At 70.6% G+C, this 26,226-nt stretch carries 25 protein-coding genes and 2 tRNA genes; 24 read left to right on the plus strand and 3 right to left on the minus strand.

Annotated elements, in window-relative coordinates:
* Positions 1-98 precede the first annotated feature (98 nt).
* The 17 genes from ccmA (at position 99) to AC06FP_RS06045 (ending at position 15,732) form a co-directional block, all read left to right on the plus strand.
* Positions 99-752, plus strand: coding sequence for a heme ABC exporter ATP-binding protein CcmA (gene ccmA, locus AC06FP_RS05965; RefSeq protein WP_456119157.1), 654 nt, complete (start codon positions 99-101; stop codon positions 750-752).
* Positions 749-1,444, plus strand: coding sequence for a heme exporter protein CcmB (gene ccmB / locus AC06FP_RS05970; RefSeq protein ID WP_478074883.1), 696 nt, complete (start codon positions 749-751; stop codon positions 1,442-1,444). The genes ccmA and ccmB overlap by 4 nt, the downstream gene beginning before the upstream one ends.
* Before the next feature lie 47 nt (positions 1,445-1,491).
* Positions 1,492-2,163, plus strand: coding sequence for a TetR/AcrR family transcriptional regulator (locus AC06FP_RS05975; protein WP_478074884.1), 672 nt, complete (start codon positions 1,492-1,494; stop codon positions 2,161-2,163).
* A gap of 116 nt (positions 2,164-2,279) precedes the next feature.
* The gene (locus tag AC06FP_RS05980) at positions 2,280-3,323 is read left to right on the plus strand and encodes a DmsE family decaheme c-type cytochrome (RefSeq protein ID WP_478074885.1); all 1,044 of its coding nucleotides are present in this window, start codon (positions 2,280-2,282) and stop codon (positions 3,321-3,323) included.
* Between the two features lie 12 nt (positions 3,324-3,335).
* The gene (locus AC06FP_RS05985; RefSeq protein WP_478074886.1) at positions 3,336-5,867 is read left to right on the plus strand and encodes an MtrB/PioB family outer membrane beta-barrel protein; all 2,532 of its coding nucleotides are present in this window, start codon (positions 3,336-3,338) and stop codon (positions 5,865-5,867) included.
* Complete coding sequence (locus AC06FP_RS05990) at positions 5,864-6,619, plus strand: c-type cytochrome (protein ID WP_478074887.1); 756 nt, start codon at positions 5,864-5,866, stop codon at positions 6,617-6,619. Before AC06FP_RS05985 ends, AC06FP_RS05990 begins: the two co-directional genes overlap by 4 nt.
* Positions 6,620-6,749: 130 nt before the next feature.
* The gene (gene azu, locus AC06FP_RS05995) at positions 6,750-7,205 is read left to right on the plus strand and encodes an azurin (RefSeq protein ID WP_456119151.1); all 456 of its coding nucleotides are present in this window, start codon (positions 6,750-6,752) and stop codon (positions 7,203-7,205) included.
* Positions 7,206-7,346: 141 nt separating this feature from the next.
* Positions 7,347-8,099 carry a heme ABC transporter permease CcmC gene (ccmC, locus tag AC06FP_RS06000; RefSeq protein ID WP_478074888.1) on the plus strand — a complete coding sequence of 251 codons (753 nt, stop codon included), beginning with the start codon at positions 7,347-7,349 and terminating at the stop codon, positions 8,097-8,099.
* Positions 8,096-8,275: a heme exporter protein CcmD gene (gene ccmD / locus AC06FP_RS06005; protein ID WP_456119149.1), complete on the plus strand. Its 180-nt coding sequence runs from the start codon at positions 8,096-8,098 to the stop codon at positions 8,273-8,275. Before ccmC ends, ccmD begins: the two co-directional genes overlap by 4 nt.
* On the plus strand, positions 8,272-8,739 hold the full coding sequence (gene ccmE / locus AC06FP_RS06010) for a cytochrome c maturation protein CcmE (protein ID WP_478074889.1): 468 nt from the start codon (positions 8,272-8,274) through the stop codon (positions 8,737-8,739). Before ccmD ends, ccmE begins: the two co-directional genes overlap by 4 nt.
* On the plus strand, positions 8,740-10,668 hold the full coding sequence (locus AC06FP_RS06015) for a heme lyase CcmF/NrfE family subunit (protein WP_478074890.1): 1,929 nt from the start codon (positions 8,740-8,742) through the stop codon (positions 10,666-10,668).
* On the plus strand, positions 10,668-11,273 hold the full coding sequence (locus tag AC06FP_RS06020) for a DsbE family thiol:disulfide interchange protein (protein ID WP_478074891.1): 606 nt from the start codon (positions 10,668-10,670) through the stop codon (positions 11,271-11,273). Before AC06FP_RS06015 ends, AC06FP_RS06020 begins: the two co-directional genes overlap by 1 nt.
* A gap of 59 nt (positions 11,274-11,332) precedes the next feature.
* Positions 11,333-11,722 carry a cytochrome c-type biogenesis protein gene (locus AC06FP_RS06025; RefSeq protein WP_478075294.1) on the plus strand — a complete coding sequence of 130 codons (390 nt, stop codon included), beginning with the start codon at positions 11,333-11,335 and terminating at the stop codon, positions 11,720-11,722.
* Positions 11,716-12,741, plus strand: a complete 1,026-nt coding sequence (locus AC06FP_RS06030) for a tetratricopeptide repeat protein (protein WP_478074892.1) — start codon at positions 11,716-11,718, stop codon at positions 12,739-12,741. The genes AC06FP_RS06025 and AC06FP_RS06030 overlap by 7 nt, the downstream gene beginning before the upstream one ends.
* Before the next feature lie 22 nt (positions 12,742-12,763).
* Positions 12,764-13,471, plus strand: a complete 708-nt coding sequence (locus AC06FP_RS06035; RefSeq protein ID WP_478074893.1) for a class I SAM-dependent methyltransferase — start codon at positions 12,764-12,766, stop codon at positions 13,469-13,471.
* Between the two features lie 181 nt (positions 13,472-13,652).
* A complete protein-coding gene (gene metX / locus AC06FP_RS06040) occupies positions 13,653-14,774 on the plus strand; it encodes a homoserine O-acetyltransferase MetX (protein WP_433851330.1) in 1,122 nt (373 codons plus the stop codon).
* 106 nt (positions 14,775-14,880) lie between these two features.
* The gene (locus tag AC06FP_RS06045) at positions 14,881-15,732 is read left to right on the plus strand and encodes a DNA ligase (protein ID WP_478074894.1); all 852 of its coding nucleotides are present in this window, start codon (positions 14,881-14,883) and stop codon (positions 15,730-15,732) included.
* A gap of 146 nt (positions 15,733-15,878) precedes the next feature.
* Here the strand turns inward: AC06FP_RS06045 and cydC are convergent, their stop codons facing one another.
* Both cydC and cydD read right to left on the minus strand, forming a co-directional pair.
* The gene (gene cydC / locus AC06FP_RS06050) at positions 15,879-17,585 is read right to left on the minus strand and encodes a thiol reductant ABC exporter subunit CydC (RefSeq protein ID WP_478074895.1); all 1,707 of its coding nucleotides are present in this window, start codon (positions 17,583-17,585) and stop codon (positions 15,879-15,881) included.
* Positions 17,582-19,351, minus strand: a complete 1,770-nt coding sequence (gene cydD / locus AC06FP_RS06055; RefSeq protein ID WP_478074896.1) for a thiol reductant ABC exporter subunit CydD — start codon at positions 19,349-19,351, stop codon at positions 17,582-17,584. The genes cydC and cydD overlap by 4 nt, the downstream gene beginning before the upstream one ends.
* A gap of 126 nt (positions 19,352-19,477) precedes the next feature.
* Here cydD and AC06FP_RS06060 point away from each other — a divergent pair, with 126 nt between their 5' ends.
* The 4 genes from AC06FP_RS06060 (at position 19,478) to AC06FP_RS06075 (ending at position 22,517) form a co-directional block, all read left to right on the plus strand.
* Positions 19,478-21,058 carry a cytochrome ubiquinol oxidase subunit I gene (locus tag AC06FP_RS06060; protein ID WP_478074897.1) on the plus strand — a complete coding sequence of 527 codons (1,581 nt, stop codon included), beginning with the start codon at positions 19,478-19,480 and terminating at the stop codon, positions 21,056-21,058.
* A gap of 15 nt (positions 21,059-21,073) precedes the next feature.
* The gene (gene cydB, locus AC06FP_RS06065) at positions 21,074-22,225 is read left to right on the plus strand and encodes a cytochrome d ubiquinol oxidase subunit II (RefSeq protein WP_478074898.1); all 1,152 of its coding nucleotides are present in this window, start codon (positions 21,074-21,076) and stop codon (positions 22,223-22,225) included.
* Between the two features lie 45 nt (positions 22,226-22,270).
* Positions 22,271-22,381, plus strand: a complete 111-nt coding sequence (gene cydX, locus AC06FP_RS06070; protein WP_456119138.1) for a cytochrome bd-I oxidase subunit CydX — start codon at positions 22,271-22,273, stop codon at positions 22,379-22,381.
* Positions 22,382-22,440: 59 nt separating this feature from the next.
* Positions 22,441-22,517: transfer RNA gene (locus AC06FP_RS06075), tRNA-Pro, on the plus strand.
* 242 nt (positions 22,518-22,759) lie between these two features.
* On the opposite strand, the gene AC06FP_RS06080 is transcribed toward AC06FP_RS06075, so the two are convergent.
* Positions 22,760-24,133 (minus strand): alpha/beta hydrolase family protein, encoded by a 1,374-nt coding sequence (locus tag AC06FP_RS06080; protein ID WP_478074899.1) that lies wholly within the window; start codon positions 24,131-24,133, stop codon positions 22,760-22,762.
* A gap of 21 nt (positions 24,134-24,154) precedes the next feature.
* Here AC06FP_RS06080 and AC06FP_RS06085 point away from each other — a divergent pair, with 21 nt between their 5' ends.
* The 3 genes from AC06FP_RS06085 to AC06FP_RS06095 all read left to right on the plus strand — a co-directional run bounded on the left by AC06FP_RS06085 (position 24,155) and on the right by AC06FP_RS06095 (position 26,224).
* On the plus strand, positions 24,155-24,634 hold the full coding sequence (locus AC06FP_RS06085) for a MarR family winged helix-turn-helix transcriptional regulator (protein ID WP_456119136.1): 480 nt from the start codon (positions 24,155-24,157) through the stop codon (positions 24,632-24,634).
* Positions 24,635-24,772: 138 nt separating this feature from the next.
* Positions 24,773-24,849 (plus strand) — tRNA-Pro (locus AC06FP_RS06090).
* 160 nt (positions 24,850-25,009) lie between these two features.
* Positions 25,010-26,224 carry a CynX/NimT family MFS transporter gene (locus AC06FP_RS06095; RefSeq protein WP_478074900.1) on the plus strand — a complete coding sequence of 405 codons (1,215 nt, stop codon included), beginning with the start codon at positions 25,010-25,012 and terminating at the stop codon, positions 26,222-26,224.
* The last annotated feature ends 2 nt before the right edge of the window (positions 26,225-26,226 follow it).

Here is a 26,226-nt window from a genome sequence, read left to right on the forward strand (position 1 = left end):
CGCCCGCGCGCTGCGGCGCCGACGGCAATGCCTATAATGTCGCGCCCGATGCGCCAGCCTGCCTGCGCTCCCACCCAAGGACGGAAGCGCCCGATCCGATGACCGCGACCCCCAATCCTCCGCCGCTGCTCGATGCGCGCGGACTGCGCTTCACCCGCAACGACGACCCGGTGTTCGGCCCGCTGGACCTGCACGTGGACGCGGGCGAAGCCCTGCTGGTGCAGGGCGGCAACGGCGCGGGCAAGACCACCCTGCTGCGCGTGCTCGCCGGGCTGCTGCGCGCCGACGAAGGCACGATCCGCATCGACGGCCGCCCCGCCGGCGCCGGCGAGCGCTCGCGCTACATCGCCTACCTGGGCCACCTGCCCGCGCTCAAGCAGGACCTGGGCACGCTGGAGAACCTGCACGTGCTGTGCGGCCTGCAGGGCCGGCGCCTGCGGCAGATGCCCGGCAACGCGCTGGCCATCGTCGGCCTGGCCGGCTACGAGGACACCCTGGTGCGGCAGCTGTCGGCCGGGCAGAAGAAGCGCCTGTCGCTGGCGCGGCTGTGGCTGTCGCCGGCGCCGGTGTGGCTGCTGGACGAACCCTACGCCAACCTCGACCTGGACGGCATCAACCTGGTCAACCGCATGATCTCCGCGCACCTGCGCAGCGGCGGCGGCACCCTGGTCACCACCCACGGCGCCTACGCCGCGCCGCCGGTGCGCAACCGCACGCTGACGCTAGCCGCCGCCGCGGAGGCCGCCGCATGAGCCTGCCCGGTCCGCAGCCCACCTTGTTCGATGCCGCCAGGGCGCTGCTCGCGCGCGACCTGAAACTGCTGTGGCGTCGCCGCGGCGACGCCGCGCAGCCGATCCTGTTCGCGCTGCTGGTGGTGGCGCTGTTCGCCCTGGCCCTGGGCGGCAACCCGCAGCTGCTGCAGCGCGTGGCCGCGGCGGTGCTGTGGCTGGCGGTGCTGCTGGCTGGCCTGCTGTCGCTGGACACGCTGTTCCGCGGCGATGCCGAGGACGGTTCGCTGGAGCAGTGGCTGCTCTCGCCGGTGCCGCTGCCGTGGCTGGTCGCGGTGCGGGTGTTCTCGCACTGGCTGACCACCGCCTTCCCGCTGGTGCTGGTCAGCCCGCTGCTGGCCGAGCTGATGCAGCTGCCGCACCCGCAGCTGCCGGTGCTGGTCGCCTCGCTGGCGCTGGGCACGCCGCTGCTGAGCCTGCTTGGCGCGGTGGTCGCGGCGCTGACCGTGGGCATGCGCCGCTCGGGCATCCTGCTGGCGCTGCTGGTGCTGCCGCTGTACGTGCCGGTGCTGGTGTTCGGCGCCGGCGCGGTGGCGGCGTCGGCGCAGGGTTTCGACGCCAGCGGCGGGCTGCTGCTGCTCGCCGCCGGCCTGGTGGTCAGCCTGCTGCTGGCGCCGCTGACCGCCGCCGCCGCGATCCGCATCGCCAATTCCTGAGGGAGACCGGCGCTATCCTTGGCGCCGGACCTCCCCCGCCACCGCGCATGCGCCGAACGCCGCACCCTGCCCCGGAAAAACCCACGCTGCCGCCGCGCCCGGCGGTGGAACTGCAGCGTCGCGGCGAACTGCGTGTGGAGCGCTTCCTCGACGTCGCCATCGAGGTGTTCAACGAGAAGGGCTACCAGGGCGCGCGGCTGTCGGACATCGTCAAGCGCGCCGGCGGTTCGCTGTCCACGCTGTACCGCGCCTTCGGCGACAAGGAAGGGCTGGTGCACGCGCTGATGGAGCGCAGCATCCGCGACTTCGGCAAGGACGTGGAGGAACTGCTGGACTCGCCGCTGCCGCCGGCGCAGGCGCTGGAAGAGGCGGCCTGCCACATGGTCGAGGAGATCCTCAGCCCGGCGCGCATCGCCTGCCACCGCATCATCACCACCGAGGGCATCAGCCAGCCGGCCCTGCGCGACTGGTTCCGGGTCCACGGCATCCAGCCGGCGGAACGGCTGCTGAGCGAGTACTTCGCCCGCGAGACCCGCGCCGGCCGCCTGCACATCGAGGACCCGGACGTGGCCGCCGACCACTTCTACATGCTGGTGTTCGGCGGGCTGATCATCCGCTCCATCAACGGCTGGGTGGACAGCACCCAGTTGCCGCAGATCCGCGAGCGCGCCCGCTCGGCGGTGCGCATGTTCCTGCAGGGCGCCCTCCCCCGTTCCTGAACCCCAGCCTGCTGCGCTGCAGCTTGACCTGAACGCAGGCTTTCCCAGAATCACACCGTAATCGCAATTACGCTGTTGTCACCCACCCGCCGGCAGGGACGACAAAGGAGAGGAACGTGCGGTTCTATCTCGCATTCGTGATGCTGATCGCCACCGCGGTGCTGGTTTCCGCCGCCTGGCTGGCGCCGGTCAAGGCCGACGCCTCGGCGCAGGCGGTCAAGCTCCCCGAGACCCGGTTCGCCTCCACTGTCTCCGGGCATGGCTTCGACGCCCCGCCCGGCTTTGCCGATGCGGTGCCGGCGCGCAACCAGGCGCATCCGGAGGCCAGGGCGGTCGGCGAGCAGGTCTGCACCGCCTGCCACGCCAGGGAAAACGACAACTTCGCCCATACCGCGCACGCGCTGGGCATGCAGGTGGCGCTGGCCGCCAATCCCGCCACCGCCACCTGCGAGGCCTGCCACGGCCCCGGCTCGGTGCATGCGGCCAACCCGACCGCGAAGGGCTCGATCATCGCCTTCACCCACGATGGCGGCACGCCGGTGGCCAACCAGACCGAAAGCTGCCTGGGCTGCCACGCCGGCGGACCGCGCGATGTCTGGCTGGGCTCGATCCACCAGCGCAACGACCTGTCGTGCAGCGACTGCCACAACCCGATGCAGAAATTCTCGGCCGAGGGCCTGACCGCCAAACAGTCGGTGAGCGAGACCTGCGCCACCTGCCACAAGGACATCCGCCAGCAGTTCAACCGCCGCTCGCACATGCCGCTGCCGGAAGGGACGATCAGTTGCGTGGACTGCCACAACCCGCACGGCACGCTCAACGCCACCCTGCTCAAGACCGACACGGTCAACGAGACCTGCTACCAGTGCCACGCCGAGAAGCGCGGGCCGTTCCTGTTCGAACACGCGCCGGTGCGCGAAAGCTGCCTCAACTGCCACCAGGTGCACGGCTCCAACCAGCACGCCCTGCTGGTCGCGCCGATCCCGATGCTGTGCCAGCAGTGCCACTCGCACACCCGCCACCCCAACGACCTGCAGACGGAGCTGTCGCTCGGCAACGGCATGACGCCGGACGAACGCCTGATGGGCCGCGGCTGCATCACCTGCCATGCGCAGGTCCACGGCTCCAACCATCCCTCCGGCCCACGCCTGCACAAGTAACGGGAGGACGCCATGCCCATGTGGAAACGCCCCCATGCCTGCCGCTGGTCGCTGCTGTCCCTCGCCCTGCTGGCCGGACTGGCGCAGGCCCAGGACAGCGGCGCCGGCGTCGACCTGCAGTTCGGCAACTGGCTGGACCCGTCCGGCCGCATCGGCTGGCAGGGCTGCGACCCGGACGGCAACAGCTGGCTGACCGCCAGCGCCAAACGCACGCCCACCGGCTTTCTTTATGGCTGCAACCCGCTGATGCCGGCGCTGAAGCCGGCCGGCGACGGCGGCTGGCAGTGGTCGGGCGACGTCGCGCTGGGCTACCTGCATGTCAGCGGCGACACCGCCAACAGCAATTGGCGCCGCTTCCGCGACCCGGGCAACGGCGTCGTGCTGCAGGCCGATTTCAGCCTGCGCCGCGCCGCCGACGGCCGCTACGCCGATGTGCGCCTGAGCCGCCTGGACCGCGACAACCAGTACTACCGCGCGGTGTTCGGCCAGGCCGGGCGCTACAGGGTGCAGGCCTTCGTGCGCAGTTCGCCCAACGTGCTCAGCGGCAACGCGCGCTCGATCTGGGACGGCGTGGGCAGCGACCGCCTCACCCTCAAGCCAGGGCTGGCCGCGGCCGGCAGCAGTTCGGCCCAGGTCGCCGCCGTTTCCGCCGCGCAGCCGCTGACCACGCTGGCGGTGGTGCGCGACAAGCAGGGCGTGAGCATCAACTACCTGCTCAACCCGCGCTGGACCACCTATGCCAGCCTCACCCACGAGGAGCGCAAGGGCGCGCGCCCGTTCGGCGGTCCGTTCTTCTTCAACTATCCCTTCGCCAACAACGGCGGCATCTACGAGATCCCGCGCCCGATCGACGACAGCACGCTCAACTTCAGCGGCGGCCTGCGCTTCGTCGGCAACCTGTGGCGCAGCGAGTTCAGCTATACCGGCTCGTTCTTCCGCCACGCCAGCCGCGGCTACAGCTACGAGGTGCCGTTCGCGGTGAGCTCGGTGGCCGGCGCCAACTCGCCGCCGCTGTACCAGGGCTCGTTCGCCTACGAGCCGGACAACGACTACCACCGCGTCGGCGCCAGCTTCAGCCGCAGGCTGTCGGCTTGGAAAGGCGATTTCACCCTGGCCGCGGCGCTGACCACGATGCGCCAGAACGACCGCCTGCTGCCGCCGATGGACTGCCAGGGCCAGTTCGGCCAGGACCTGGCGCCGCCGTTCATCGCCAACTGCGCCAACTGGAACACCACCGCCGCGCTGTCGCGCGACCGCGCCGACATGGCGATCAACAACCAGAAGCTCGACGCGCGCCTGGTGCTGCAGCCCATGGACGGACTGACCTGGCGCAGCACCGCGCGCTACCTGCGCGAGGACTACGCCGGCACCTACTGGTCCTACAACCCGCTCACCGACCAGTGGGGCTATATCGCCGAAAACGGCTCGCAGGGGTCGGTGGTGCCGGGCGAAATGGGCGTGTGGGACGGCGGCGCCAACAGCTCGGTGCTCACCCGCATCCGCAACCTGCCGCTGGACAAGGAAACCCGCGAGATCTCCACCGGCATGGACTGGCGCCCGTCCACCCGCAACACGCTCGGCGCCACCTACACCTTCACCTGGATCGAGCGCGCCCACCGCGAGGTCGCCACCACCCGCGACAACATGGTGAAACTGAGCTGGAACAACCGCAGCACCGACTGGCTGAGCCTGCGCGCCAACTACACCTACCTGGACCGGGGTGGCAGCCGCTACTACTACGACCCCTACGAGTTCACCTTTTCCAGCTCGCTGCCGGGCTTCGTCGAGCCGGCCGGCGGCTTGGGCCCGCACACGGTCGCGGCGCTGCGCAAGTACGACATCGCCTCGCGCACCCAGCACAAGCTCGACCTGATGGCGACCTTCGTCTTGCCGCACGACATGACCGTGTACGTCTCGGCGCGCGGCGACCGCAACCACTACGACGCGCAGATCGGGCGGCAGAAGCTGGACAGCCAAGCCACCAGCGTGCAGTGGGAATGGCAGCCCGGCCCGGACACCACCGCCAGCGCCTGGTACGGCCACGACCGCTCGAAACTGGTGTTCGCCAACGTCAACGACGCCGTCGGCAGCGACCCGCAACTCGGTGGCCCCACCTATCCCGAGGCCAGCCGCTGGTGGATGGACGATACCCAGCGCAACCACTACGCCGGCCTCAACCTCAGCCGCCGGTTCGGCCGCGCCACCCTGGACCTGGCCTGGAACTGGACCTCCTCGCGCGGCCGCACCGGCTACCGCATGAATTCGCCCGACGCGCTCACCGTGCCGGCCAATGCGCCGCTGGCCAGCGGCCGCTATCCGTTGATGGTCTACCGGGTCAATACGCTCACCGCCGGGCTGTCGATGCCGCTGGGCCAGCGCATGCGGCTGCGCGTATTCGACACCTGGGAGCACGGCAACCTCTCGGACTGGCACTACTTCGGCTTCGAGGACACGCTGGTCTACGACCACCGCGTCTACACCGACGGCGGCCCGTCCCGTTACCGCGTCAACCTGCTGGGAATGCTGCTCGAGGTGGCGCTATGAAACGTCCCGCCCTGCTCCTGCTCACCCTGGCCGGCGGCCTGCTCGGCCTGGCCCATGCCGCCAGCGGCGCGGACGAGGACACGCCCGCTCCCGCGCCGCAGCCGCGTTACCTCGATCTGCGCGCGGCGCCGCGCATCGCCGGCAACGCCGCCGCCGGCAAGGAGAAATCCCAGGTCTGCAGCGCCTGCCACGGCGAGGGCGGCGGTGGCACCGCGCCGCCCTTTCCCAACCTTGGCGGCCAGCGCGCCGACTTCCTGTACTGGCAACTGGTCGAGTTCAAGCGCGGGCGCCATCCCTCGCCGATGACGCCGCTGGTCAGCACCCTGGACGACCAGGACATGCGCGACCTGGCGGCCTATTACGCCAGCCTGCCGCCGCATGCGGCCTCGGCCGCTGCCGGCGATGCGCCGGCCGAAGCGGTGGACACCGCGCTGCTCGACCGCGGCCGCGACCTCTACCTGCAGGGCGATGCCGCCAGGGGCATCCCGCCCTGCCAGGGCTGCCACGGCGCCGATGCGCGCGGCATGCGCGATGCCGACGTCGCCGACCGCAACGGCCGCACGCCGTACGCGGCGTTCCCGGTGCTGCGCGGCCAGCAGGCGGCCTACCTGCAGGGCAAGCTGGCCGAGTACCGCAATGGCGACCTGCGGGATTCCACCGGCGACTTCATCATGAGCGGCGTCGGCCAGCGGCTGGACGAGGACAGCATCCAGGCCGTGTCGGCCTGGCTTTCCAGCCTGCGTGAAGACTGAGCATGCGCAGCCCGGCGCACGCTGCCACCCTGCGACATTGCGTCGCTTGCCAACCCGAAACGCCGGCCACAGCATGGCCGGCCATCCCGCCCGCAGCGGCGGCCCCTCCCCGCAGACAGGAGCTTTGAAGATGTTCCGCAAACTGATCGTCGCATCCACCCTGGCCCTCGGCGCCGCCGGTGCCGCCCATGCCGCCGACACCTGCTCGGTGAACCTGGAGGGCAACGACGCCATGCGCTACAACCTGGCCAACATCGACGTGCCCAAGAGCTGCGCCAACTTCACCATCAACCTCAGGCACACCGGCAAGATGGCCAGGAACGTGATGGGCCACAACGTGGTCCTGGCCAGGACCGCCGACATGGCCGGCATCGACGCCGACGGCATCAAGGCCGGGTTGGCCGCCGACTACATCAAGGCCGGCGACACGCGCGTCATCGCCCACAGCAAGGTGGTCGGCGGCGGCGAAAACACCACGCTCAGCGTCCCGGTCGCCAGGCTCACCGCCGCCGGCGCGCCGCTGTCGTTCTTCTGCAGCTTCCCCGGCCATTCGGCGCTGATGAAGGGCACGCTCACCCTGAAGTAACCGCCACGGCGCGGGCTGGCCGTGCCAACCGCGCCGTCTTCGGCTACTCTTCATGAGCCGCCGGGCGCCCATGCTTGGCGGTGCCCGGCAACGGGGTGGATGGGGTCCACCCCGCCATCGTTTTCCTCGACGAGCGAGCGGATGTTCAAAGGTTTGCCAGGTTGGTTCCATCGGCTGGGGTCCCCTGCCTATTTCGACGCCTTCGCCGCCCGCTGGTCGCCATGGTGCTACATCGCTTCCCTGCCCCTGTTCGCCTTCGGCCTGTGGCAGGCGCTGGCGGTGGTGCCGGCCGACTACCAGCAGGGCGACAGCTTCCGCATCCTCTACATCCACGTGCCCTCGGCCTGGATGAGCCTGTTCGTGTTCGGCCTGATGGCCCTGTACAGCGCCATCGCGCTGATCTGGCGGATCAAGCTGTGCGAGATCCTGGCCATGGCCTGCGCGCCGATCGGCGCCGCCTTCACCCTGATCACCCTGCTCACCGGCAGCATCTGGGGCAAGCCGATGTGGGGCACCTGGTGGGACTGGGACCCGCGCCTGACCACCGAACTGATCCTGCTGTTCCTGTACCTGGGCGTGATGGGCCTGTACGGCGCCATCGACGACCGCCGCGCCGCCGCGCGCGCGGCCGGGCTGCTGTCCATCGTCGGCGTGGTGCTGCTGCCGGTCATCCGCTACTCGGTGGTGTGGTGGAACTCGCTGCACCAGGGCCAGACCATCCGCCTGTTCGGCGAATCGAGCATGGACGCCAGCATGATCCTGCCGCTGTGGCTGATGGTGCTGGCCACCAAGTTCTGGTTCGCCGGCTCGCTGTTGGCCCGCGCCCGCGCCGACAACCTGCGCCGCGAATCCGGCAAGGCCTGGGTGCGCGAGCGCGTGGAGAAACTGACATGACCTATTTCCAGTACGTGGCCCTGGCCTACGCGGTGTTCTTCGTGGTGCTGGCCTGGGATTTCGCCGTGCCGCGCCTGCAGGTGCGCCGGCAACTGCGCGAGGTGCGCAACCGCCTGGCGCGCGCCGGCCGCAACGCCGCGGCCGCCGTGCCCGGCGACGAGGAACTGAGCCGATGAGCCCGACCCAGCGCCGCCGCCTGCTGCTGGTGCTGCTGGTGGTTGCCGTGGCCGGCATCGCCGCCGTCCTGGTGGCCACCGCCCTGCAGCGCAACATCGCCTACCTGTACACGCCGGCCGAGGTGAAGGCCGGCAAGGTCGCGCCCGATGCGCGCTTCCGCCTCGGCGGCATGGTCGCCAAGGGCTCGTTCCAGCGCGCGCCCGGCGCGCTGCAGGCGCGCTTCGAGGTGACCGACGGCGACGCCCGGCTGCCGGTGACCTACGACAAGATCCTGCCCGACCTGTTCCGCGAGGGGCAGGCGGTGGTCGCCACCGGGCGCATGGCCGGCGGCGTGTTCGTGGCCGAGGAAGTGCTGGCCAAGCACGACGAGACCTACATGCCCAAGGAACTGGCCGACAAGATGGGCGTGGCCCACGACAAGCACCAGGTGCCGGCCACGGCCGCGCCGGCGGAGCCGCGCTGAGTGCTGGCCGAGGTCGGACAGGTCCTGCTGATCCTCGCCCTGCTGGCGGCGCTGCTGCAGAGCGTGCTGCCGCTGGTCGGCGCGCAGCGTGGCATCGCGCCGCTGGTGGCCATCGCGCGCCCGGCGGCGCTGCTGCAGCTGACCATGGTGCTGGGCGCCTTCGTGGTGCTGACCGTGGCCTTCGTGCGCCAGGATTTCTCGCTGCGCTACGTGGCCGAGAACTCCAATTCGCTGCTGCCGATGATCTACCGCTATTCGGCGGTATGGGGCGCGCACGAGGGTTCGCTGCTGCTGTGGACCCTGGTGCTGGCGCTGTGGACCGCGGCGGTGGCCGAATTCTCGCGGCGCCTGCCGCCGGTGGTGGTGGCGCGGGTGCTGGCGGTGATGGGCCTGATCAGCGTCGGCTTCCTGGCCTTCCTGCTGTTCACCTCCAATCCGTTCGAACGCCTGCTGCCGGCGCCGGTGGAAGGCCACGACCTCAACCCGCTGCTGCAGGACCCGGGGCTGATCATCCACCCGCCGATGCTCTACCTGGGCTATGTCGGTTTCTCGGTGCCGTTCGCCTTCGCCATCGCCGCCCTGCTCGACGGCCGCATCGACGTGCGCTGGCTGCGCTGGACCCGCCCGTGGACCAACGTGGCCTGGGCCTTCCTCACCCTGGGCATCGCGCTGGGCAGCTGGTGGGCCTATTACGAACTGGGCTGGGGCGGCTGGTGGTTCTGGGACCCGGTGGAGAACGCCAGCTTCATGCCGTGGCTGGCCGGCGCGGCGCTGCTGCATTCGCAGGCGGCCACGGAAAAGCGCGGCGTGTTCGTCGGCTGGACCCTGCTGCTGGCCATCACCGCGTTCGCGCTGTCGCTGCTGGGCACCTTCCTGGTGCGCTCGGGCGTGCTGACCAGCGTGCACTCCTTCGCCGCCGACCCGGCCCGCGGCCTGTTAATCCTGGTCTTCCTGGCGCTGGTGATCGGCGGCTCGCTGCTGCTCTACGCGCTGCGCGCGCCGGCCATGGGCGGCGCGCCCGACCCGCGCCGCGCCTATGCGCTCAATTCGCGCGAAGGCCTGCTGCTGGCCAACAACCTGCTGCTCAGCTGCGCCTGCGCCATGGTGCTGCTGGGCACGCTCTACCCGCTGCTGGCCGACGCGCTGGACCTGGGCAAGGTCTCGGTGGGGCCGCCCTATTTCGGCACCCTGTTCCTGCTGCTGATGACCCCGCTGGTGCTGCTGCTGCCGTTCGGCCCGCTGAGCCGCTGGCAGCGCGAACAGGGGCGGCGCACGCTCGCGCTGCTGGCGCCGTGGGCGGCGCTGGCCGTGGTGCTGGGCATCATCGGCTGGTTCATGGCGCCGCAAGGCAAGCTCAAGACCGCCGCCGGCATCGCCGCCGCGGCGTGGGTGGGCGCCGGCACGCTGTACGTGCTGTGGCAGCGCCTGCGCGGCGGCGGACGCGCCAACGCCGAGACCTGGGGCATGCTGCTCGCCCATGCCGGCATCGCCGTGTTCCTGGTCGGCGCCCTGCTGGTGGAAGCGCTCAGCCTCCAGCATGAAGTGGCGCTGGCGCCGGGCAAGGCGGTCGAGGCCGGCGGCTACCGCCTGGTGTTCGAGGGCGTGGACGCCACCGACGGCCCCAACTACCACTCCGACCGCGGCCACGTGCGCGTGTACCGCGGCGACCGCGAGATCGCCCTGCTGCACCCGGAAAAGCGCATGTATGCCAGCGGCGGCATGCCGATGACCGAGGCCGGCATCCACCCGGCGCTGGGCGGCGATGTGTATGTTGCGCTCGGCGAGTCGCTGGGCGATGGTGCCTGGGCGGTCCGCGTGCAGGTCAAGCCCTTCGTCCGCTGGATCTGGCTGGGCGCGCTGCTGATGGCCCTGGGCGGCTTCGTCACCGCCGTCGACCGCCGTTTCCGCCGGCTGCCCGAGAAATCCTGATGTCCGACACGCCTTCCGCCCCGAATCCGCCCCATCGCCTGCCGCCGGTCGCGCTGATCATCGGCGCGCTGTTCTTCGTCGGCCTGGTCGGCCTGATGCTCTACGGCGTCAGCCGTTCGGACCGCCCGGACCGCGACAGCCTGCCATCGGCGCTGATCGGCAAGCCGGCGCCGGCGTTCTCGCTGCCGGTGCTGCACGACCCCGCCGTCAAGGTCAGCGGCGGCGACCTGCTCGGCGCGCCCTACCTGCTCAACGTGTGGGGCAGCTGGTGCCCGACCTGCCGCGACGAACACCCCATCCTCACCCGCTTCGCCGAGACCAAGCGCGTGCGCGTGATCGGCTACAACTGGAAGGACGAGCGCGCCGACGCGCTGCGCTGGCTGGAACAGCTGGGCAATCCCTACATGGTGGTGGTGGCCGACGAGGAAGGCCGCACCGCGCTGGACTGGGGCATTGCCGCCGCGCCGGAAACCTTCCTGGTCGACGACCATGGCATCGTGCGCTGGAAGTACAGCGGCGCCATCACCCAGGACGTGCTCGACCGGCAGCTGATCCCGGCGCTGGAGAAGGTCGAGGCCGCGTCCAGCGGCAAGGCGCGCCGGTGAAGCGGCTGGCCGCCCTCCTGCTGGCGCTGTGCCTGCCCTGGCTGGCGGTGGCGCAGCCGATGGGCGACCCCGCCCCGCTGCAGTACCGCGACCGCGCCGAGGAAGCCCGCTTCCACGCGCTGGCCGCCGAACTGCGCTGCGTGCAGTGCCAGAACCAGTCGCTGGCCGACTCCAACGCGCAGATCGCCCACGACCTGCGCCGCGAAGTCCTCAACCTCATGCGCGAAGGCCGCAGCGACGCGCAGATCAAGCAGTTCCTGGTCGAGCGCTATGGCGAGTTCGTGCTGTACCGCCCGCGCATGCAGGGCAGCACCCTGCTGCTGTGGCTGGGCCCGGGCGTCCTGCTGCTGGCCGGCGCGGTGTTGCTGTACGTGCACGTGAACCGGCGCGGCCGCGCCCTGTCCGCGCCCGCGGCCGAAGACGCCAACCAGGACGAACGCGAATGGTGAAGGCGCTGTTCCTGTCGCTGGCCGCGCTGCTGGCCGCCACCGCCGGCGGTGCCATGCTGTGGCCGCTGCTGCGCGCCGGCAAGCGCGCGATCTGGGCCACCCTGGTCGGGGCGATGATGGTCGCCACCGTGGGCCTGTACCTGTGGCTGGGCACGCCGTCGGCGCTGCAGCCGCGCAGCGCCGACGCGCCGCAGAGCCTGGAACAGGCGGTCGAACAGCTGCGCGCCGTGCTCGACGAACACCCCGAACGCACCGAGGGCTGGGTGCTGCTGGCGCGCTCGCAACTCGAACTCGGGCGCATGGCCGATGCCGCCGCCTCGTTCGAGCGCGCGCTGAAACTCGAGCCGGACCAGCCCGAACTGCTGATCGAAGCGGCCCAGGCGCGCGCCCGCGCGCATCCGAAGCTGCTGTTCGACGACACCGGCCTGCAGTGGCTGCAGCACGCGCGCGACGTGGCGCCGGACAACCAGCGCGCCCTCTGGCTGATCGGCATCGTGCAGCGCCAGCGCGGCCAGGACGAAGCCGCCGTGCGTACCTGGGAAGGCCTGCTGCCGCGCCTGGACCCCAATGCCGCCGCCGCGCTGCGCGAGCAGATCGATGCCGCCCGCGCCGACGCCGGCCTGCCCCCTTCCACGCCCGCTGCGGCCGCGCCTGCCGCCGCCGGCGCCGCGGACGGACACGCCATCAGCGTGCGGGTGACGCTGGCGCCCGCGCTGCAGGCACGGGTCGCCGCCGGCAAGGACACCCTGTTCGTCATCGCCCGCATTCCCGGCGGCCCGCCGATGCCGGTCGCGGTCGAGCGGCACCCGGCCCAGGCCGGGCCGCTCACGGTCATCCTCGACGACGCCGACAGCCCGATGCCGACGCAGAAGCTCTCCGCGCTGGACCAGGTGGAAGTGTTCGCGCGCCTGTCCGCCAGCGGCACTGCGATGCGCCAGGACGGCGATGTCGAATCGGCGCCGGTGAAGCTGTCCCTGCCGACGGACAGGACGCTGGACATCACGCTCGGCCAGCCATGACCCCGCCGTCGGAGCGCACCCCATGAACCAGGACGAACTCAAGGCGCTGTTCGACCAGCAGGCGGCCGACTACGACGCGCGCTGGGCCAGGACCCGCCCCATCCGCGATTGCCTGCACCTGCTGCTGGATTCGGCCTTCGCCCCGCTGCCGCAGGACGCCCGCATCCTCTGCATCGGGCTCGGAACCGGCGCGGAACTGCTGCATCTTGCCCGCAACCACCCGGACTGGCAGTTCACCGCGGTGGAGCCCTCCGGCGCGATGCTCGCCCTCTGCCGCCAGGCGGCCGAGAGGGAAGGCGTTTCGGCGCGCTGCCGTTTCCATGAAGGCTACCTGGAATCGCTCCCCGCCACGGACGGCTTCGACGCCGCCACCTGCTTCCTGGTTTCCCAGTTCATTCTCGACCCGGCGGCGCGTTCCGGATTCTTCAACCAGATCGCACGCAGGCTCGCGCCGGGGGGAATCCTCGCAAGCTCCGACCTGGCCGCGGACGTGGCCTCGCCCGCCTACGACGTGCTGCTGCGCGCATGGACGAGCCTCATGGCCGCGGCGGAGGTGCCGGCCGATGCCATCGAACGCATGCGCGATGCGTACACCCGGGATGTCGGGATGCTTCCACCGGAGCGGATTGCCGCGATCATCGCCGCAGGAGGTTTCCAGCCGCCGGTGCCGTTCTTCCAGGCCAGCCTGATCCATGGCTGGCTGTCCCGGCGTGGCGATCATGTGCCCTGAGTCGGTACCGCGGGCCGCCGGCACGCAGCAGTGCCCGCCGCCGTTCCCTTCCAGCCGAAGTCCCCACGGCGACGGCACCGCCGTCGTCCCCTTCAGCCGTGGTAACCACGCCTCATACCTTGATGACGCCGGAGCATCAGGCGACGTCCGCGTATCGGCGCATGCCCGTTAGAATCGGCCGATGACCGAGTTCATCCCCGAAGGCAGCCGCTTCCACGCGCTCGCCTCGCCCTTCCCGATGAAGCGCGGCGGCCAGCTGCACGGCGCGCGCATCGCCTACGAGACCTGGGGCACGCTGGCCGCCGATGCCGGCAACGCCATCCTGATCGTCACCGGGCTGTCGCCCGACGCCCATGCCGCCAGCCACCCGGACAACCCCGCGCCGGGCTGGTGGGAGCCGATGCTCGGCCCCGGCCGGCCGATCGACACCGACCGCTGGTTCGTGGTCTGCGTCAATTCGCTGGGCAGCTGCAAGGGCTCCACCGGCCCGGCGTCCCTCGACCCGGCCACAGGCCGGCCCTACCGGCTGGCGTTCCCCGAGCTGTCGGTGGAAGACATCGCCAATGCCGCGGCCGAGGTGGTGCGCGCGCTCGGCATCCGGCAGCTGGCCTGCCTGGTCGGCAACTCGATGGGCGGCATGACCGCGCTGGCGCTGCTGCTGCAGCACCCCGGCATCGCCCGCACCCACATCAACATTTCCGGCAGCGCCCAGGCCCTGCCCTTCTCCATCGCCATCCGCTCACTGCAGCGCGAGGCCATCCGCCTCGACCCGGCGTGGAACGGCGGCGACTACGACGAGGCGCATTACCCGGAATCGGGCATGCGCATGGCGCGCAAGCTGGGCGTCATCACCTATCGCTCGGCGCTGGAATGGGACGGCCGTTTCGGCCGCGTGCGGCTGGATTCGGAACAGGGCGACGACGACCCGTTCGGCCTCGAATTCCAGGTCGAAAGCTACCTGGAAGGCCACGCGCGGCGCTTCGTGCGCCGCTTCGATCCCAACTGCTACCTGTACCTGGGCCGGGCGATGGACTGGTTCGACCTGGCCGAATACGGCGACGGCGACGTGATGGCCGGCCTGGCCAAGATCCGCGTGCAGCGGGCGCTGGCCATCGGCGCCAACACCGACATCCTGTTCCCGGTCGAACAGCAGCAGCAGATCGCCGACGGCCTGCGCGCCGGCGGTGCCGACACGCAGTTCATCGGCATGGATTCGCCGCAGGGCCACGATGCCTTCCTGGTCGATTACGACCGGTACGGCCCGGCGGTACGCGGCTTCCTCGACACGCTGCCCGGCGCTTGACCTACAGCGCGGCGGCGCGGGCGCCTACGCGCCTTTCCAGCCGCGGCTGATCCAGCGGCTTCTGCCGTGTGCGCATGCTGTCCCTGCCCCATCACCTGGAGGGACCATGCGCCGCCTGCCGACCTTGCTGCTGTACCTGTTGCTGCTGCCGCTGGCCGCCCTGGCGGCCGCCCCGCCCCTGATGCTGGCCGGCCAGTGGCACGACGGGCCGGACGTATCGCGCTACTGGGTGAGCGAAAAACTCGACGGCGTGCGCGCACGCTGGGACGGGCAGGCGCTATGGACGCGTGCCGGCCACCGCATCGAACTTCCTTCCGGATTCACGCACAACTGGCCGGCGCAGCCGCTGGATGGCGAACTGTGGGGCGGCCGCGGTCGTTTCGAGCAGACCAGTGCCACCGTGCGCATGCACCCGCCCGACGCCGCCGGCTGGCACGGCCTGCGCCTGATGGCCTTCGACCTGCCCGCGCACGCGGGCCCCTTCGACCAGCGGCTGGCGGCGCTGCGCGTCCTGGTCGCAGGTGCCGACTCACCCACGCTCGAGCTCATCCCGCAGCGGCGCATCGCCGACACCGCGGCCCTGCATCGCCACCTGGCGGCCATCGCCGCGGCCGGCGGCGAAGGGCTGATGCTGCATCACCAGGACAACCCTTACGTTGCCGGCCGCAGCGGCGGACTGCTCAAGCTCAAGCCCTGGGACGATGCCGAAGCGCGCGTCGTCGCGCACCTGCCGGGCAAGGGCAGGTACGCGGGCCTGCTCGGCGCGCTGCTTGTGGAACGGGCCGACGGCGCGCGCTTCCGCATCGGCAGCGGCTTCAAGGACACCCAGCGCATGGCGCCGCCGCCGATCGGCAGCCTGGTCACCTACCGCTACAACGGCCTGACCACGCACGGCCTGCCGCGCTTTGCGCGCTTCCTGCGCGTGCGCGAGGAAGCGCCAGCGGGCGACAGGCCATGATCCGGACGCCCGCCCATGGAATCGACCGGTTGTTACCAATCGGCATCGATGGCCATGGTGCCCCGGCACCTGCCTGGAGCCCTGCCATCAAGAAGCGCCCCCATCGCATTGCCGCTACACCAGGTCGGCCAGCGCCTGCGGTTTGCTCACCACGGCACCGTGGCCGGGTTCCGCACTTCGCCGGCCTCGGGCACCAGGCGCCCACGCTGCAGCCGGTACTGGCGGTGCACCACGCCGTCGGGCAGGTGGCCATGGGTGATCACCAGCAGGCTGCGCGCGCCCAGGGCCGCGGCCAGGTCGACCAGCAGCGCGTCGGCGGTATCCACGTCCAGGCCTTCGGTCGGCTCGTCCAGCACCATCAGCGGCGCGTCGCGCAGCAGGGCGCGCGCCAGCGCCAGCCGGCGCGCCTGCCCCGCGGACAGGGTGGCGCCGTTCTCGCCGACCCAGGCCTGCAACCCGCCCTGCCGGCGCGCCCAGTCGCCCAGCCGCACCTGTTCCAGCACGGCCCACAGCTGCGCATCGCCGGCCTGCGGATCGCCCAGCCGCAGGTTGTCGGCAATGCTGCCCGCGAACACCGGCGCGCCCTGCGGCAGCCACGCGATGCGGCGATGCCAGTCGTCCTGCGCCACCTCGCGCAGGTCCACGCCGCCGTAGCGCACCGCTCCCTGCTGCGGGTCCCACAACCGCAGCAGCAGCGCCGACAGCGTGGTCTTGCCGCAGCCGCTGTCGCCGCGGATCGCGATGCGCTCGCCGGGCCGCAGCTGCAGGTCGACACCATCGAGCAGCCGCCGGCTTTCGCCGGGCCAGGCGAACACCACCTGCTCGAATGAAAGCGTGGCCGGCGCGTCCGGCACGGCGCGCGGGCGCACGGGATCGGCAACCGACGGCGGCTGTTCGACGATGGCCTGCAGCCGTGCCGCCGATACGCGCGCCGACTGCAGCGCCTGCCAGGCCAGGCCGCAACCGGCGGCGACTTCCAGCAGCGCCACGGTCAGGAACACCAGCGCGGCGCCCAGCGGCGCGTCCACCCTGCCGTCCTGGAAGGCGGACAGCGCCAGCCACAGCATCGCCAGCAGGCCCAGGCCGGCGCAGGCCGCATGCAGCACGTTGCCGGCGATCAGGCGACCGCGGCGGCGGTGGTCGTCCACCGCGAGCTGGCGGGCTGCGCCGTCGACGCGGCCGCGCCACGCATCGCCCGCGTCCAGCGCGGCCAGGTCGGCCGCACCTTCCAGCCCCTCGTAGGCCAGCGTGCGCAGCCGCGTGCGATGGCGCGCACGCGCGGCCTCGCCGGCCTCGCCGCGGCGTACCGCCAGCACCGGCACGCCGATGCCGACCAGCAGCGACAACAGGAACAGCAGCACGCCCGCGGGCCAGTGGATGCAGGCGGCAACGACGATCGACGCCAGCGCGGCGCCGGCCAGCGCCAGCAGCGGCCCCACCGCGCGCACCAGCAGGCCGTCGACCTCGCCGATGTCGGACATCAGCCGCGCCAGCAGCTCGCCGGTGCGCGTGCCGCCCAGCCGCGCCGGCGCCAGCGGCAACGCGCGCCGGAAGAACCACACACGCAGGTCGCGGGCGATGCGCAGGGTCGCGTCGTGCCCCACCAGCTTCTCGAAGTAGCGCGAGGCGATGCGCACCAGGGTCAGGGCGCGGATGCCGGCCGAGGGCGAGAAGAAATTGAACGTGGCGCCCGCGCCCGCCGCACCGGCCAGCGCGGCGCCGGTCAGGAAGCCGCCGGACAGGCCCAGCAGGCCGACGCCGGCCAGCATCGTCACCAGCAGCAGCGCCACCGCGCCGAGCAGGCGCCAGCGATGCCGCGCGAACACCGCGCGCAGGGCGTCGCCGCCGCTCATGCGCGCACCCCGTCATCCAGCCGCACCACGCCATCGGCCCAGCGCATCGCCGCCGCGCTGTGCGTGGCCATCAGCACCGCGCGGCCGCGGGTGAAGCAGGCCAGCGACTGCAGCAGGTCGGCCTCGGTCTGCGGATCGAGGAAAGCCGTGGGTTCGTCCAGCAGCAGCAGGTCCGGGTCGCGCAGCAGCAGCCGTGCCAACCCGATGCGCCGCGCCTCGCCGCCGGACAGGCCGAAACCGCGCTCGCCGATCACCGTATCCAGCCCCTGCGGCAACTGCCCGGCGAACCGCATCACCTGCGCCGCCTCGGCTACCGCGCGCAACCGCGCGTCGCTGGCGCCGGGATCGGCCAGGCGCAGGTTGTCGGCGATCGAACCGTGGAACAGGTACGGGCGCTGCCCGGCGTAGCCCACGCGCACGCCCTCGCGCAGCACGATGCGTCCGCCGCGCGGCGGCAACCAGCCGGCCAGCGCTTCCAGCAGGGTGCTCTTGCCGCTGCCGCTGGCACCGACCAGGGCCAGCCGCTGCCCCGCCGCGATGTCCAGCGAGAAATCCGTCAGCACGTCGTGGCCGGCGCCCATCGGGCGCAGCGCCAGCGAACGGGCCGCCAGCAGCGGCGCATGCGCCTGTGCCGGTTCGGGCGCGCACGCCGGTATCGCCGGCGGCGCCACGTCCGCCGCATCGCCGTCGTCCTCGAGCAGGCGTTCGACCTCGGCGGCGGCGGCCAGCGCGTTGGCGCGGTCGTGGTAGTGCGCGGCCAGCCGCCGCAGCGGCGCATAGAACTCCGGCGCCAGCAGCAGGCAGAACACGCCCGTGCCCAGCGTCGGCACCGTGGCATGCAGCGAGATCATCCCCAGGTAGCTCAGGCCCAGGTACAGGGCCACCATCGCCACGCTCACCGAGGCGAAGAACTCGAGCACGGTGGAGGACAGGAAGGCGATGCGCAGCACCTTCATCGTGCGCCGCCGCACGCCTTCGGCGGCGGCGGCGATGCCGGCCAGTTCGTCCGCGCCGCGCCCGTACAGCCGCAGCAGCCCCAGGCCCTTGATGCGGTCGGCGAAATGCCCGCCCATGCGCGCCAGTTCCTGCAGCTGCTCGCGGCCGGCGGCTTCCGCGCCCCAGCCCACCAGCATCATGAACACCGGCACCAGCGGCCCGGTGCACAGCAGGATCAGGGCTACGGTCCAGTCGACCCAGGCCACCGCCGCGACGATCAGCAGCGGCACCACCATCACCTCGGCGCGGACCGGCTGGAAACCGGCGTAATAGCCTTCGATGGCGTCGCCATGGGCGAGCAGCAGCTCGCCCAGTTCGCCGCTGCGCCGCTGCCGCAGCCACAGCGGCCCCTTGCCGAGCAGGCGCCGGTAGACCTGCGCGCGCAGCGCCAGCCGCGCGGCGTCGGCCACCTCGCCGGCCGCCTTCTGCGACAGCCCGCCCAGCACGCTGCGCAGCAGCACGGCCAGTGCCAGTACGCCGAATGCCGGCCCCAGCTGCGCGACCGGGTGATGCGCGACCAGCCCTCCCTGGATCAGCCAGGCGATCGCGCCGGCCTGCACGACCAGCAGCGCGCCCGACAGGCAGGCGGACAGCGCCGCGACCCGCTGCTGCCCGCGCGCCGCGCCAGCCAGCGCCGACAGCCATTGCGTGTGCCGGCGGCGCTGCTGGCGCGCGGCATCGGCCGGATGGGGAACCTCACTCAAGACGGGCAACCTGCTGGGAAGGATCGGGCGTCGGCACGCATGATCGCATCCGCGCGTGCCGCACATTCACCGCTGCGACGCCATGTCGCATTGATCCAGGTCAAGGCCGGGATCACCATCGAACACGGAAAATTCACAAACCCTCCCCAGTACCGCCCCCATGATGCACCCACCCCGAAAGGTAGCCAGGCCATGATCGACACCACCGTCGTAGATCTGTCGCGCCTGCAGTTCGCGCTGACAGTGATGTACCACTTCCTGTTCGTTCCCCTGACCCTGGGACTGTCTTTCCTGATCGCGATCATGGAGAGCGTCTACGTGATGACCGGCAAGGACGTCTGGCGGCGCATGACGCTGTTCTGGGGCGCGCTGTTCGGCATCAACTTCGCCATGGGCGTGGGCACCGGCATCGTCATGGAATTCCAGTTCGGCATGAACTGGTCCTACTACAGCCACTACGTCGGCGACATCTTCGGCGCGCCGCTGGCGATCGAAGGCCTGATGGCGTTCTTCCTGGAAGCCACCTTCATCGGCCTGTTCTTCTTCGGCTGGAACCGCCTGGGCAAGGTACAGCACCTCACCGTCACCTGGCTGATGGCGCTGGGCACCAACCTGTCGGCGCTGTGGATCCTGATCGCCAACGGCTGGATGCAGCTCCCGGTCGGGGCGGTGTTCAACCCCGAAACCATGCGCATGGAAGTCGTGGACTTCATGGCCGTGCTGTTCAACCCGGTGGCGCAGGCCAAGTTCGTGCACACGGTCTCGGCCGGCTACGTCACCGGCGCGGTGTTCGTGATGTCGATCAGCGCCTTCTACCTGCTGCGCAACCGCCACCACGACGTGGCGCGCCGCTCCTTCGCGGTGGCCGCCGCGTTCGGCCTGCTGTCCTCGCTGTCGGTGGTGGTGCTGGGCGATGAGAGCGGTTACGCGGCCAGCGAGCACCAGAAGATGAAGCTGGCCGCGATCGAGGCGATGTGGGAGACCGAGCCGGCGCCGGCCGACTTCACCGCCTTCGGCATTCCCAACCAGCAGACCCACCAGAACGACTACGCGATCAAGATCCCCTACCTGATGGGCCTGATCGCGACCCGCTCGCTGGACCAGCCCATCCCCGGCATCCTGGAACTGGTCGAGCGCGCCGAGCACCGCATCCGCGGCGGCCAGCTGGCCTATGGCGCGCTGGAACGCATCCGCGCCGACCGCAACGACCGCCAGGCGCGCGAGATGTTCGACCGGCACTGGCAGGACCTGGGCCACGGCCTGCTGCTCAAGCGCTACCGCGACGACATCCTCAACGCCACGCCGGAGGAAATCTCACGCGCGGCGATGGACACCGTGCCGACCGTGGCGCCGCTGTTCTGGACCTTCCGCGTCATGGCCGGGCTGGGCTTCTATTTGATCGCCTTCTTCGCGGTGGCGTTCTACTACTCGTGCCGCAACAACTTCCAGAGCAAGCGCACCTTCCTGAAGATCGCGCTGTGGACGCTGCCGGCGCCGTGGATCGCGATCGAATGCGGCTGGTTCGTCGCCGAGTACGGCCGCCAGCCATGGGCGGTGGACGGCGTGCTGCCCACCTTCTACGCCGCCTCGGGCCTGGCCCTGCACCAGATCCTGTTGACCCTGACCGGCTTCGTCGCTCTGTACACGGTGCTGATGATCATCGAGATCAAGCTGATGCTGAAGGCCATCGCCAAGGGCCCGGACGCGATCCTGCCCTCGCTGCAGCCGCCGGCATCCCCGCACGCCACCGCGCCGGCCGCCGGCCAGGCCTGAGGCAAGGAGACTTCCATGGACTTCATTCTTCTGGACTACACCACGCTGCGCGTGATCTGGTGGCTGCTGCTGGGCGTGCTGCTGATCGGCTTCGCGGTGATGGACGGTTTCGACCTGGGCGTGGGCACGCTGCTGCCGTTCGTGGCGCGGACCGACGACGAACGCCGGCTGGTCATCAACACCGTCGGCCCGGTGTGGGAAGGCAACCAGGTGTGGCTGATCCTCGGCGGCGGCGCGATCTTCGCCGCATGGCCGCCGCTGTACGCGGTGAGCTTTTCCGGCTTCTACCTGGCGATGTTCCTGATCCTGTTCGCGCTGATCCTGCGCCCGGTCGGCTTCAAGTACCGCGGCAAGCTGCACAGCCAGCGCTGGCGCGACAACTGGGATCGCGCGCTGTTCGTCGGCGGCTTCGTGCCGGCGCTGATCATGGGCGTGGCCGTGGGCAACGTGCTGCTCGGCGTGCCGTTCCACTTCGACGACAGCCAGCGCGTGTTCTACACCGGAAGCTTCTTCGGCCTGCTGACGCCGTTCGCGCTGCTGGCCGGCCTGCTCAGCGTGGCGATGCTGGTCACCCACGGCGCGGCCATGCTGGTGCTCAAGACCGACGGTCCGGTGGCCGCACGCGCCGCGCGCCTGGGCAGCCTCGCCGCGCTGCTGGGCTTCGCCCTGTTCGCCATCGGCGGCGCCTGGGTCGCGTTCGGCCTGCCCGGCTATGCGCTCACCTCGCAGGTGGTGACCGACGGCCCCAGCAACCCGCTGCTGAAGACGGTGCAGGTCACCGCGGCCGGTGGCTGGCTGCACAACTACACGACCATGCCGGCCACGCTGCTGGCACCGGCGGCGGGCCTGCTCGGCGCGCTGGCGGCGGCGGTGCTGCTGCGCATGCGCCGCGGCGGCCTGGCCTTCCTCGCATCGGGCGCCTCCATCGCCGGCATCATCCTCACCGCCGGTTTCGCGCTGTTCCCGTTCCTGCTGCCTTCCTCCAGCCAGCCCGGTTCCAGCCTGACCGCCTGGGACGCCTCCTCCAGCCGCCTGACCCTGTGGATCATGCTGCTGGCCACCGTGCTGCTGCTGCCCATCGTCATCGCCTACACCACTTGGGTGTACCGCGTGCTCAAGGGCAAGACCACGCTGGACGAAATGGGCAGCAACCCGAACGCCTACTGACCATGACGCGCGCCTCACGGCGCGCCCCTCCGAAGGAGTCTTCCCATGTGGTATTTCGCTTGGATTCTCGGTGTCGGCTTGGCCTCCACCGTCGCCATCCTCAACGGCATGTGGTTCGAATCGCGCGAACAGCGCAGGGCCGAAGCGGAGCGTTAGCAATCGCGCCTGCGGTATTGCAAGAACGCCTGCCGGAGAGTATCTTTCCGCCTCCTTCGCGGGGTGTAGCTCAGTCTGGTAGAGCGCTACGTTCGGGACGTAGAGGTCGCAGGTTCGAATCCTGTCTCCCCGACCAGCTGTTTCCTGCTGCTGGAAGCAGGACTGATGGTTCCAGGCCGTGATCGACAATCAGGCTGCCGCCCTCGCCGGGCGGCGGCCTGATTTTTTTGGATCAGGCCAGCTCGCGCATGCCCTGGCGGGCCCCATCAACGCGGCAGCATCGACAGCACGTGGACCGGCACTGGCCTGGCGCCTGTCCGGCCAGTTCGAGGTTGCCTGCCCGCGCAGTTCGTCCAGGAACCCAGGCCGCCCGGCCCCTCAGTTGCTTTCGAGCCCGGCAGAAGGACCGTGTTTGATGAAGTCCACCATCATCCGCAGATACCCTTCGGGCTGGCGGGTGGACACCCGCTCGCCATGCGCATCGGTCTCGAACTCGTACATGCCATGGTCCGCGTGCGGAAACACGAAGATGGTGATCGGGCGACCCGCCCGCTTGAGCCTGTCCAGGCGGCGCAGCGTCTCGAAAGGGGGAGCATCGCGATCCTGCCCGCCCAAGAGCCACAGCTGTGGCACGTCGAGGTTGGACAGGACGGGCATCGGATCGTAATGGGCCGGCACCCCCTCGAGCAGCGCCGGAAAATCGCGGCGTATTACCGCCTCCGGCGTGGAAAGAAGATGGGAAGTGAAGTTGCCCCGCACGAACGGGAACCAGGGTTCTTTCCCATACCGTTCCTTCAGAGCACCGAGCCGCTCGAACCCTTCCGTGAAGTTGCTCTCGATGATGGCGGCTGACGCGCTGGCAACTTCGTCGGCCTTGCGCATCGCGTCCGGACCGAAGCCTGCACGCGCCAGGTCGAACGCGATCGCTTCGCGGTCCTCCTGGAGCGGCGATACGGCAAGCCCGAAGCTGACGATCACGAAATCCACCGGCTCGATCCTGGCGGCCAACGGCGCCACCCACCCGCCCTGGCTGCCGCCCTGGTATCCAATGCGCCCGGCTCGTTGGCCGGCGAGGCGCCTGGCCTCGCGCATGGCATGGAGGGCGTCGATGGCAAGGGTGAGGTAGTTCTGCGTATACCGCCCCTCCGAACGCCCCGTACCCCGCTTGTCGTATGCGAAAACCCCGATGCCCTGGCTGGCCAGTTCGCGCTGAAGCGAGTATGTGTCCACCGCCGAAGAGTGTTCGGCGCCGTGAACGAGGACAACGACGGGTACGGCCTGCTCTCCTGGCGGCAGGGTCAATCGCCCGCTCAGCGTGACGCCGCTTCCCTGGAAGCGCGTATCGATCTGGACGAGCGGTTCGCGCTCACCCGGAACGTTGTCGAAACGTATCTGGCCCTGGTCGCAGTCGAGCACCGTGAGTCGATGGCCATCCGGGCGATCGGTCCACCCCAGGGTGCTGTTCCATTCGCCATCGCTCTGCCGCACCAGCGCACCGGTCTGGCCCGCCGGACGCCGCCAGCGCGGCGCCCCGGATCCCCCGGGCCCGATGTCGAGCGTGCTGCCGTCCGCCATTCGATAGCTGCCGGTGAGGCAGGAAGGGGCATGAACCGCCGCTTCCGGCCCCCCGGCGATCGCTGCGACGGGACATGCGGCAACGACGAAGGCCGCAGCAAGGGAGAACCTGCGCATGGCGACTCCAATAATGTTATCGTTTACGTAACTGTTGACCAGAATGGCGATATGCGTCAACCCTCCAGGAAGAATCCCCACGTGACCGATTTCATCCAGCAGCAGGGACCGGCCTTCCTTGCCCACCTGCTGCGCCGGCTCGCCGACGAACTCGTGCAAGGCGCGGCCGACTGGTATCCAACGGTTGGGGTCACGGCACCGCCGCGTACGATATCCACGCTGCTGGCACTGGACGCGCATGGCCCGCTGGGGGTGACCGAGCTTGCGGGGCTGCTGCGGCAGTCGCATCCGCTCGTGATCGTCTGGATCAGGGAACTGACCCGCTTGTCGCTGGTGAAGTCCAGCGACGATCCGACCGATGGGCGTAGAACCCTGATAGGCCTGACGATGAAGGGGCGAAGCGAGCTGGTGCGTATCCGCAAGGCCCTCGTGGTCATGGAACAGGCGTCGGCCGAGTTGCTGGAGCAGGCGGGCGCCGATTCGTTCCAGATGCTGTGGGCCCTGGAGCGCGGCTGTCGCGAGCTGCCCTTCCTGCAACGCCTGCAGCAGAAATCGGGCTAGAGCGCAGCCCGGTCATCGGCCCCTGCCGTCCCATCCGGTCCGTCCGCCGGGTTCTCGTTTCCGCACCGGCGATGCGCGCAGGGCGCGATGAAAACAGTTGCGCAGCCCTCCCCTCGCCGCTATCATAGGCGGCTCCTTCGGGGTGTAGCTCAGTCTGGTAGAGCGCTACGTTCGGGACGTAGAGGTCGCAGGTTCGAATCCTGTCTCCCCGACCAGTTCGACAGAAGCCGGCCTTGCGCCGGCTTTTGTTTTTCGCCACCCATGTCGAACCCACCGGGCCATCGACGGGCGATCCCAGGAACCGCTCCCGGCGGTTCCTTCAGTTTTCCGCGGACCACGCGTCCCTCCCCGCCGTGTCCGCGCCGGAGCCACGCAATGTCCAATCCCGCCGCCACGGCACCCGGGGCTTCCCTGTTCAAGGGCCGCCTGCTGGCCTTCGCCGCCATCATCCTGGTCTCGGCCAACCTGCGCAGCGCGGTCACCTCGCTGACGCCGCTGCTGGACCGCCTCGGCCACCTGTTCGATTTCGGCAGCACCATGACCGGCGTGCTCGGCATGATGCCCACCGCCGCGTTCGCCCTGCTCGGCCTGAGCACGCCGCGCCTGATCCGCCGGCTCGGGCTGGAACGCACCGCGGTGCTGACCATGCTGCTGGCCACCGCCGGCCTGCTGCTGCGCGCCAGCGCCGGCAGCGTCGGCACGCTGCTGCTGGGCTCGGCGGTCGCGCTGGCCGGCATGGGCATCGGCAACGTGGTGGTGCCGCCGCTGGTCAAGCGCTACTTCGCCGACCGCGTCGGCACGCTGAGCACGCTCTACATCACCGTGCTGCAGGCCGGCACGATGGTCCCGGCGCTGCTCGCGGTGCCGGTGGCCGACCGCTACGACTGGCGCATCTCGCTGGGCATGTGGTCGCTGCTGTCGCTGGCCGCGCTGCTGCCGTGGCTCCTGCTGGCCCGGCGCGCGCCGCGGCCGCAGGCGGCCACTGCCGGCGCCGTCGCCCATGCGCCGGGGCGGGTGTGGAAGACCTCGCTGGGCTGGGGCATGGCGCTGATGTTCGGCATGACCTCGCTGGGCACGTATTCGCTGTTCACCTGGCTGCCCAAGGTGATGGTCGAGGCCGGCGCCAGCGAGGCGTTCGGCGGGGTCATGGTCGCGGTGTATTCGGCCATCGGCCTGCTGCCCTCGCTGCTGGTACCGGCGCTGGCGGTGCGCATGCGCAATCCGTTCCCGATCGCGATGCTGGTGTTCGGCCTCAACGCCGTCGCCTTCGCCGGCCTGCTGTGGGCGCCGATGCGGGCGCCATGGCTGTGGGCGGTGATCGCCGGCCTGGGCCCGTCGACCTTCCCGCTGGGCCTGACCCTGATCAACCTGCGCACGCGCACCCCGGCCGGTTCGGCGGCGCTGTCCGGCTTCATGCAGGGCGTGGGCTACAGCCTGGCCAGCCTCGGCCCGCTGCTGTTCGGCTGGCTGCATGGTGTCAGCGGCGGCTGGGCGTGGTCGTTCGCCTTCCTGATGCTGTGTTCGCTGGTCCTGCTGGTCGCGGCCTGGTTCGCCTGCAGGCCGCAGCAGCTCGAGGACCACTGGGCCTAATC

This window comes from Stenotrophomonas sp. Steno-Z2 (assembly GCF_056393235.1).

Bases quoted from the DNA above. Each gene is read 5' to 3' on its own strand.
- ccmA (WP_456119157.1), top strand. From the start codon at position 99: ATGACCGCGACCCCCAATCCTCCGCCGCTGCTCGATGCGCGCGGACTG.
- ccmB (WP_478074883.1), top strand. From the start codon at position 749: ATGAGCCTGCCCGGTCCGCAGCCCACCTTGTTCGATGCCGCCAGGGCG.
- AC06FP_RS05975 (WP_478074884.1), top strand. From the start codon at position 1,492: ATGCGCCGAACGCCGCACCCTGCCCCGGAAAAACCCACGCTGCCGCCG.
- AC06FP_RS05985 (WP_478074886.1), top strand. From the start codon at position 3,336: ATGCCCATGTGGAAACGCCCCCATGCCTGCCGCTGGTCGCTGCTGTCC.
- AC06FP_RS05990 (WP_478074887.1), top strand. From the start codon at position 5,864: ATGAAACGTCCCGCCCTGCTCCTGCTCACCCTGGCCGGCGGCCTGCTC.
- azu (WP_456119151.1), top strand. From the start codon at position 6,750: ATGTTCCGCAAACTGATCGTCGCATCCACCCTGGCCCTCGGCGCCGCC.
- ccmC (WP_478074888.1), top strand. From the start codon at position 7,347: ATGTTCAAAGGTTTGCCAGGTTGGTTCCATCGGCTGGGGTCCCCTGCC.
- ccmD (WP_456119149.1), top strand. From the start codon at position 8,096: ATGACCTATTTCCAGTACGTGGCCCTGGCCTACGCGGTGTTCTTCGTG.
- ccmE (WP_478074889.1), top strand. From the start codon at position 8,272: ATGAGCCCGACCCAGCGCCGCCGCCTGCTGCTGGTGCTGCTGGTGGTT.
- AC06FP_RS06020 (WP_478074891.1), top strand. From the start codon at position 10,668: ATGTCCGACACGCCTTCCGCCCCGAATCCGCCCCATCGCCTGCCGCCG.
- AC06FP_RS06025 (WP_478075294.1), top strand. From the start codon at position 11,333: ATGGGCGACCCCGCCCCGCTGCAGTACCGCGACCGCGCCGAGGAAGCC.
- AC06FP_RS06030 (WP_478074892.1), top strand. From the start codon at position 11,716: ATGGTGAAGGCGCTGTTCCTGTCGCTGGCCGCGCTGCTGGCCGCCACC.
- AC06FP_RS06035 (WP_478074893.1), top strand. From the start codon at position 12,764: ATGAACCAGGACGAACTCAAGGCGCTGTTCGACCAGCAGGCGGCCGAC.
- metX (WP_433851330.1), top strand. From the start codon at position 13,653: ATGACCGAGTTCATCCCCGAAGGCAGCCGCTTCCACGCGCTCGCCTCG.
- AC06FP_RS06045 (WP_478074894.1), top strand. From the start codon at position 14,881: ATGCGCCGCCTGCCGACCTTGCTGCTGTACCTGTTGCTGCTGCCGCTG.
- cydC (WP_478074895.1), bottom strand. From the start codon at position 17,585: ATGAGCGGCGGCGACGCCCTGCGCGCGGTGTTCGCGCGGCATCGCTGG.
- cydD (WP_478074896.1), bottom strand. From the start codon at position 19,351: ATGTGCGGCACGCGCGGATGCGATCATGCGTGCCGACGCCCGATCCTT.
- AC06FP_RS06060 (WP_478074897.1), top strand. From the start codon at position 19,478: ATGATCGACACCACCGTCGTAGATCTGTCGCGCCTGCAGTTCGCGCTG.
- cydB (WP_478074898.1), top strand. From the start codon at position 21,074: ATGGACTTCATTCTTCTGGACTACACCACGCTGCGCGTGATCTGGTGG.
- cydX (WP_456119138.1), top strand. From the start codon at position 22,271: ATGTGGTATTTCGCTTGGATTCTCGGTGTCGGCTTGGCCTCCACCGTC.
- AC06FP_RS06095 (WP_478074900.1), top strand. From the start codon at position 25,010: ATGTCCAATCCCGCCGCCACGGCACCCGGGGCTTCCCTGTTCAAGGGC.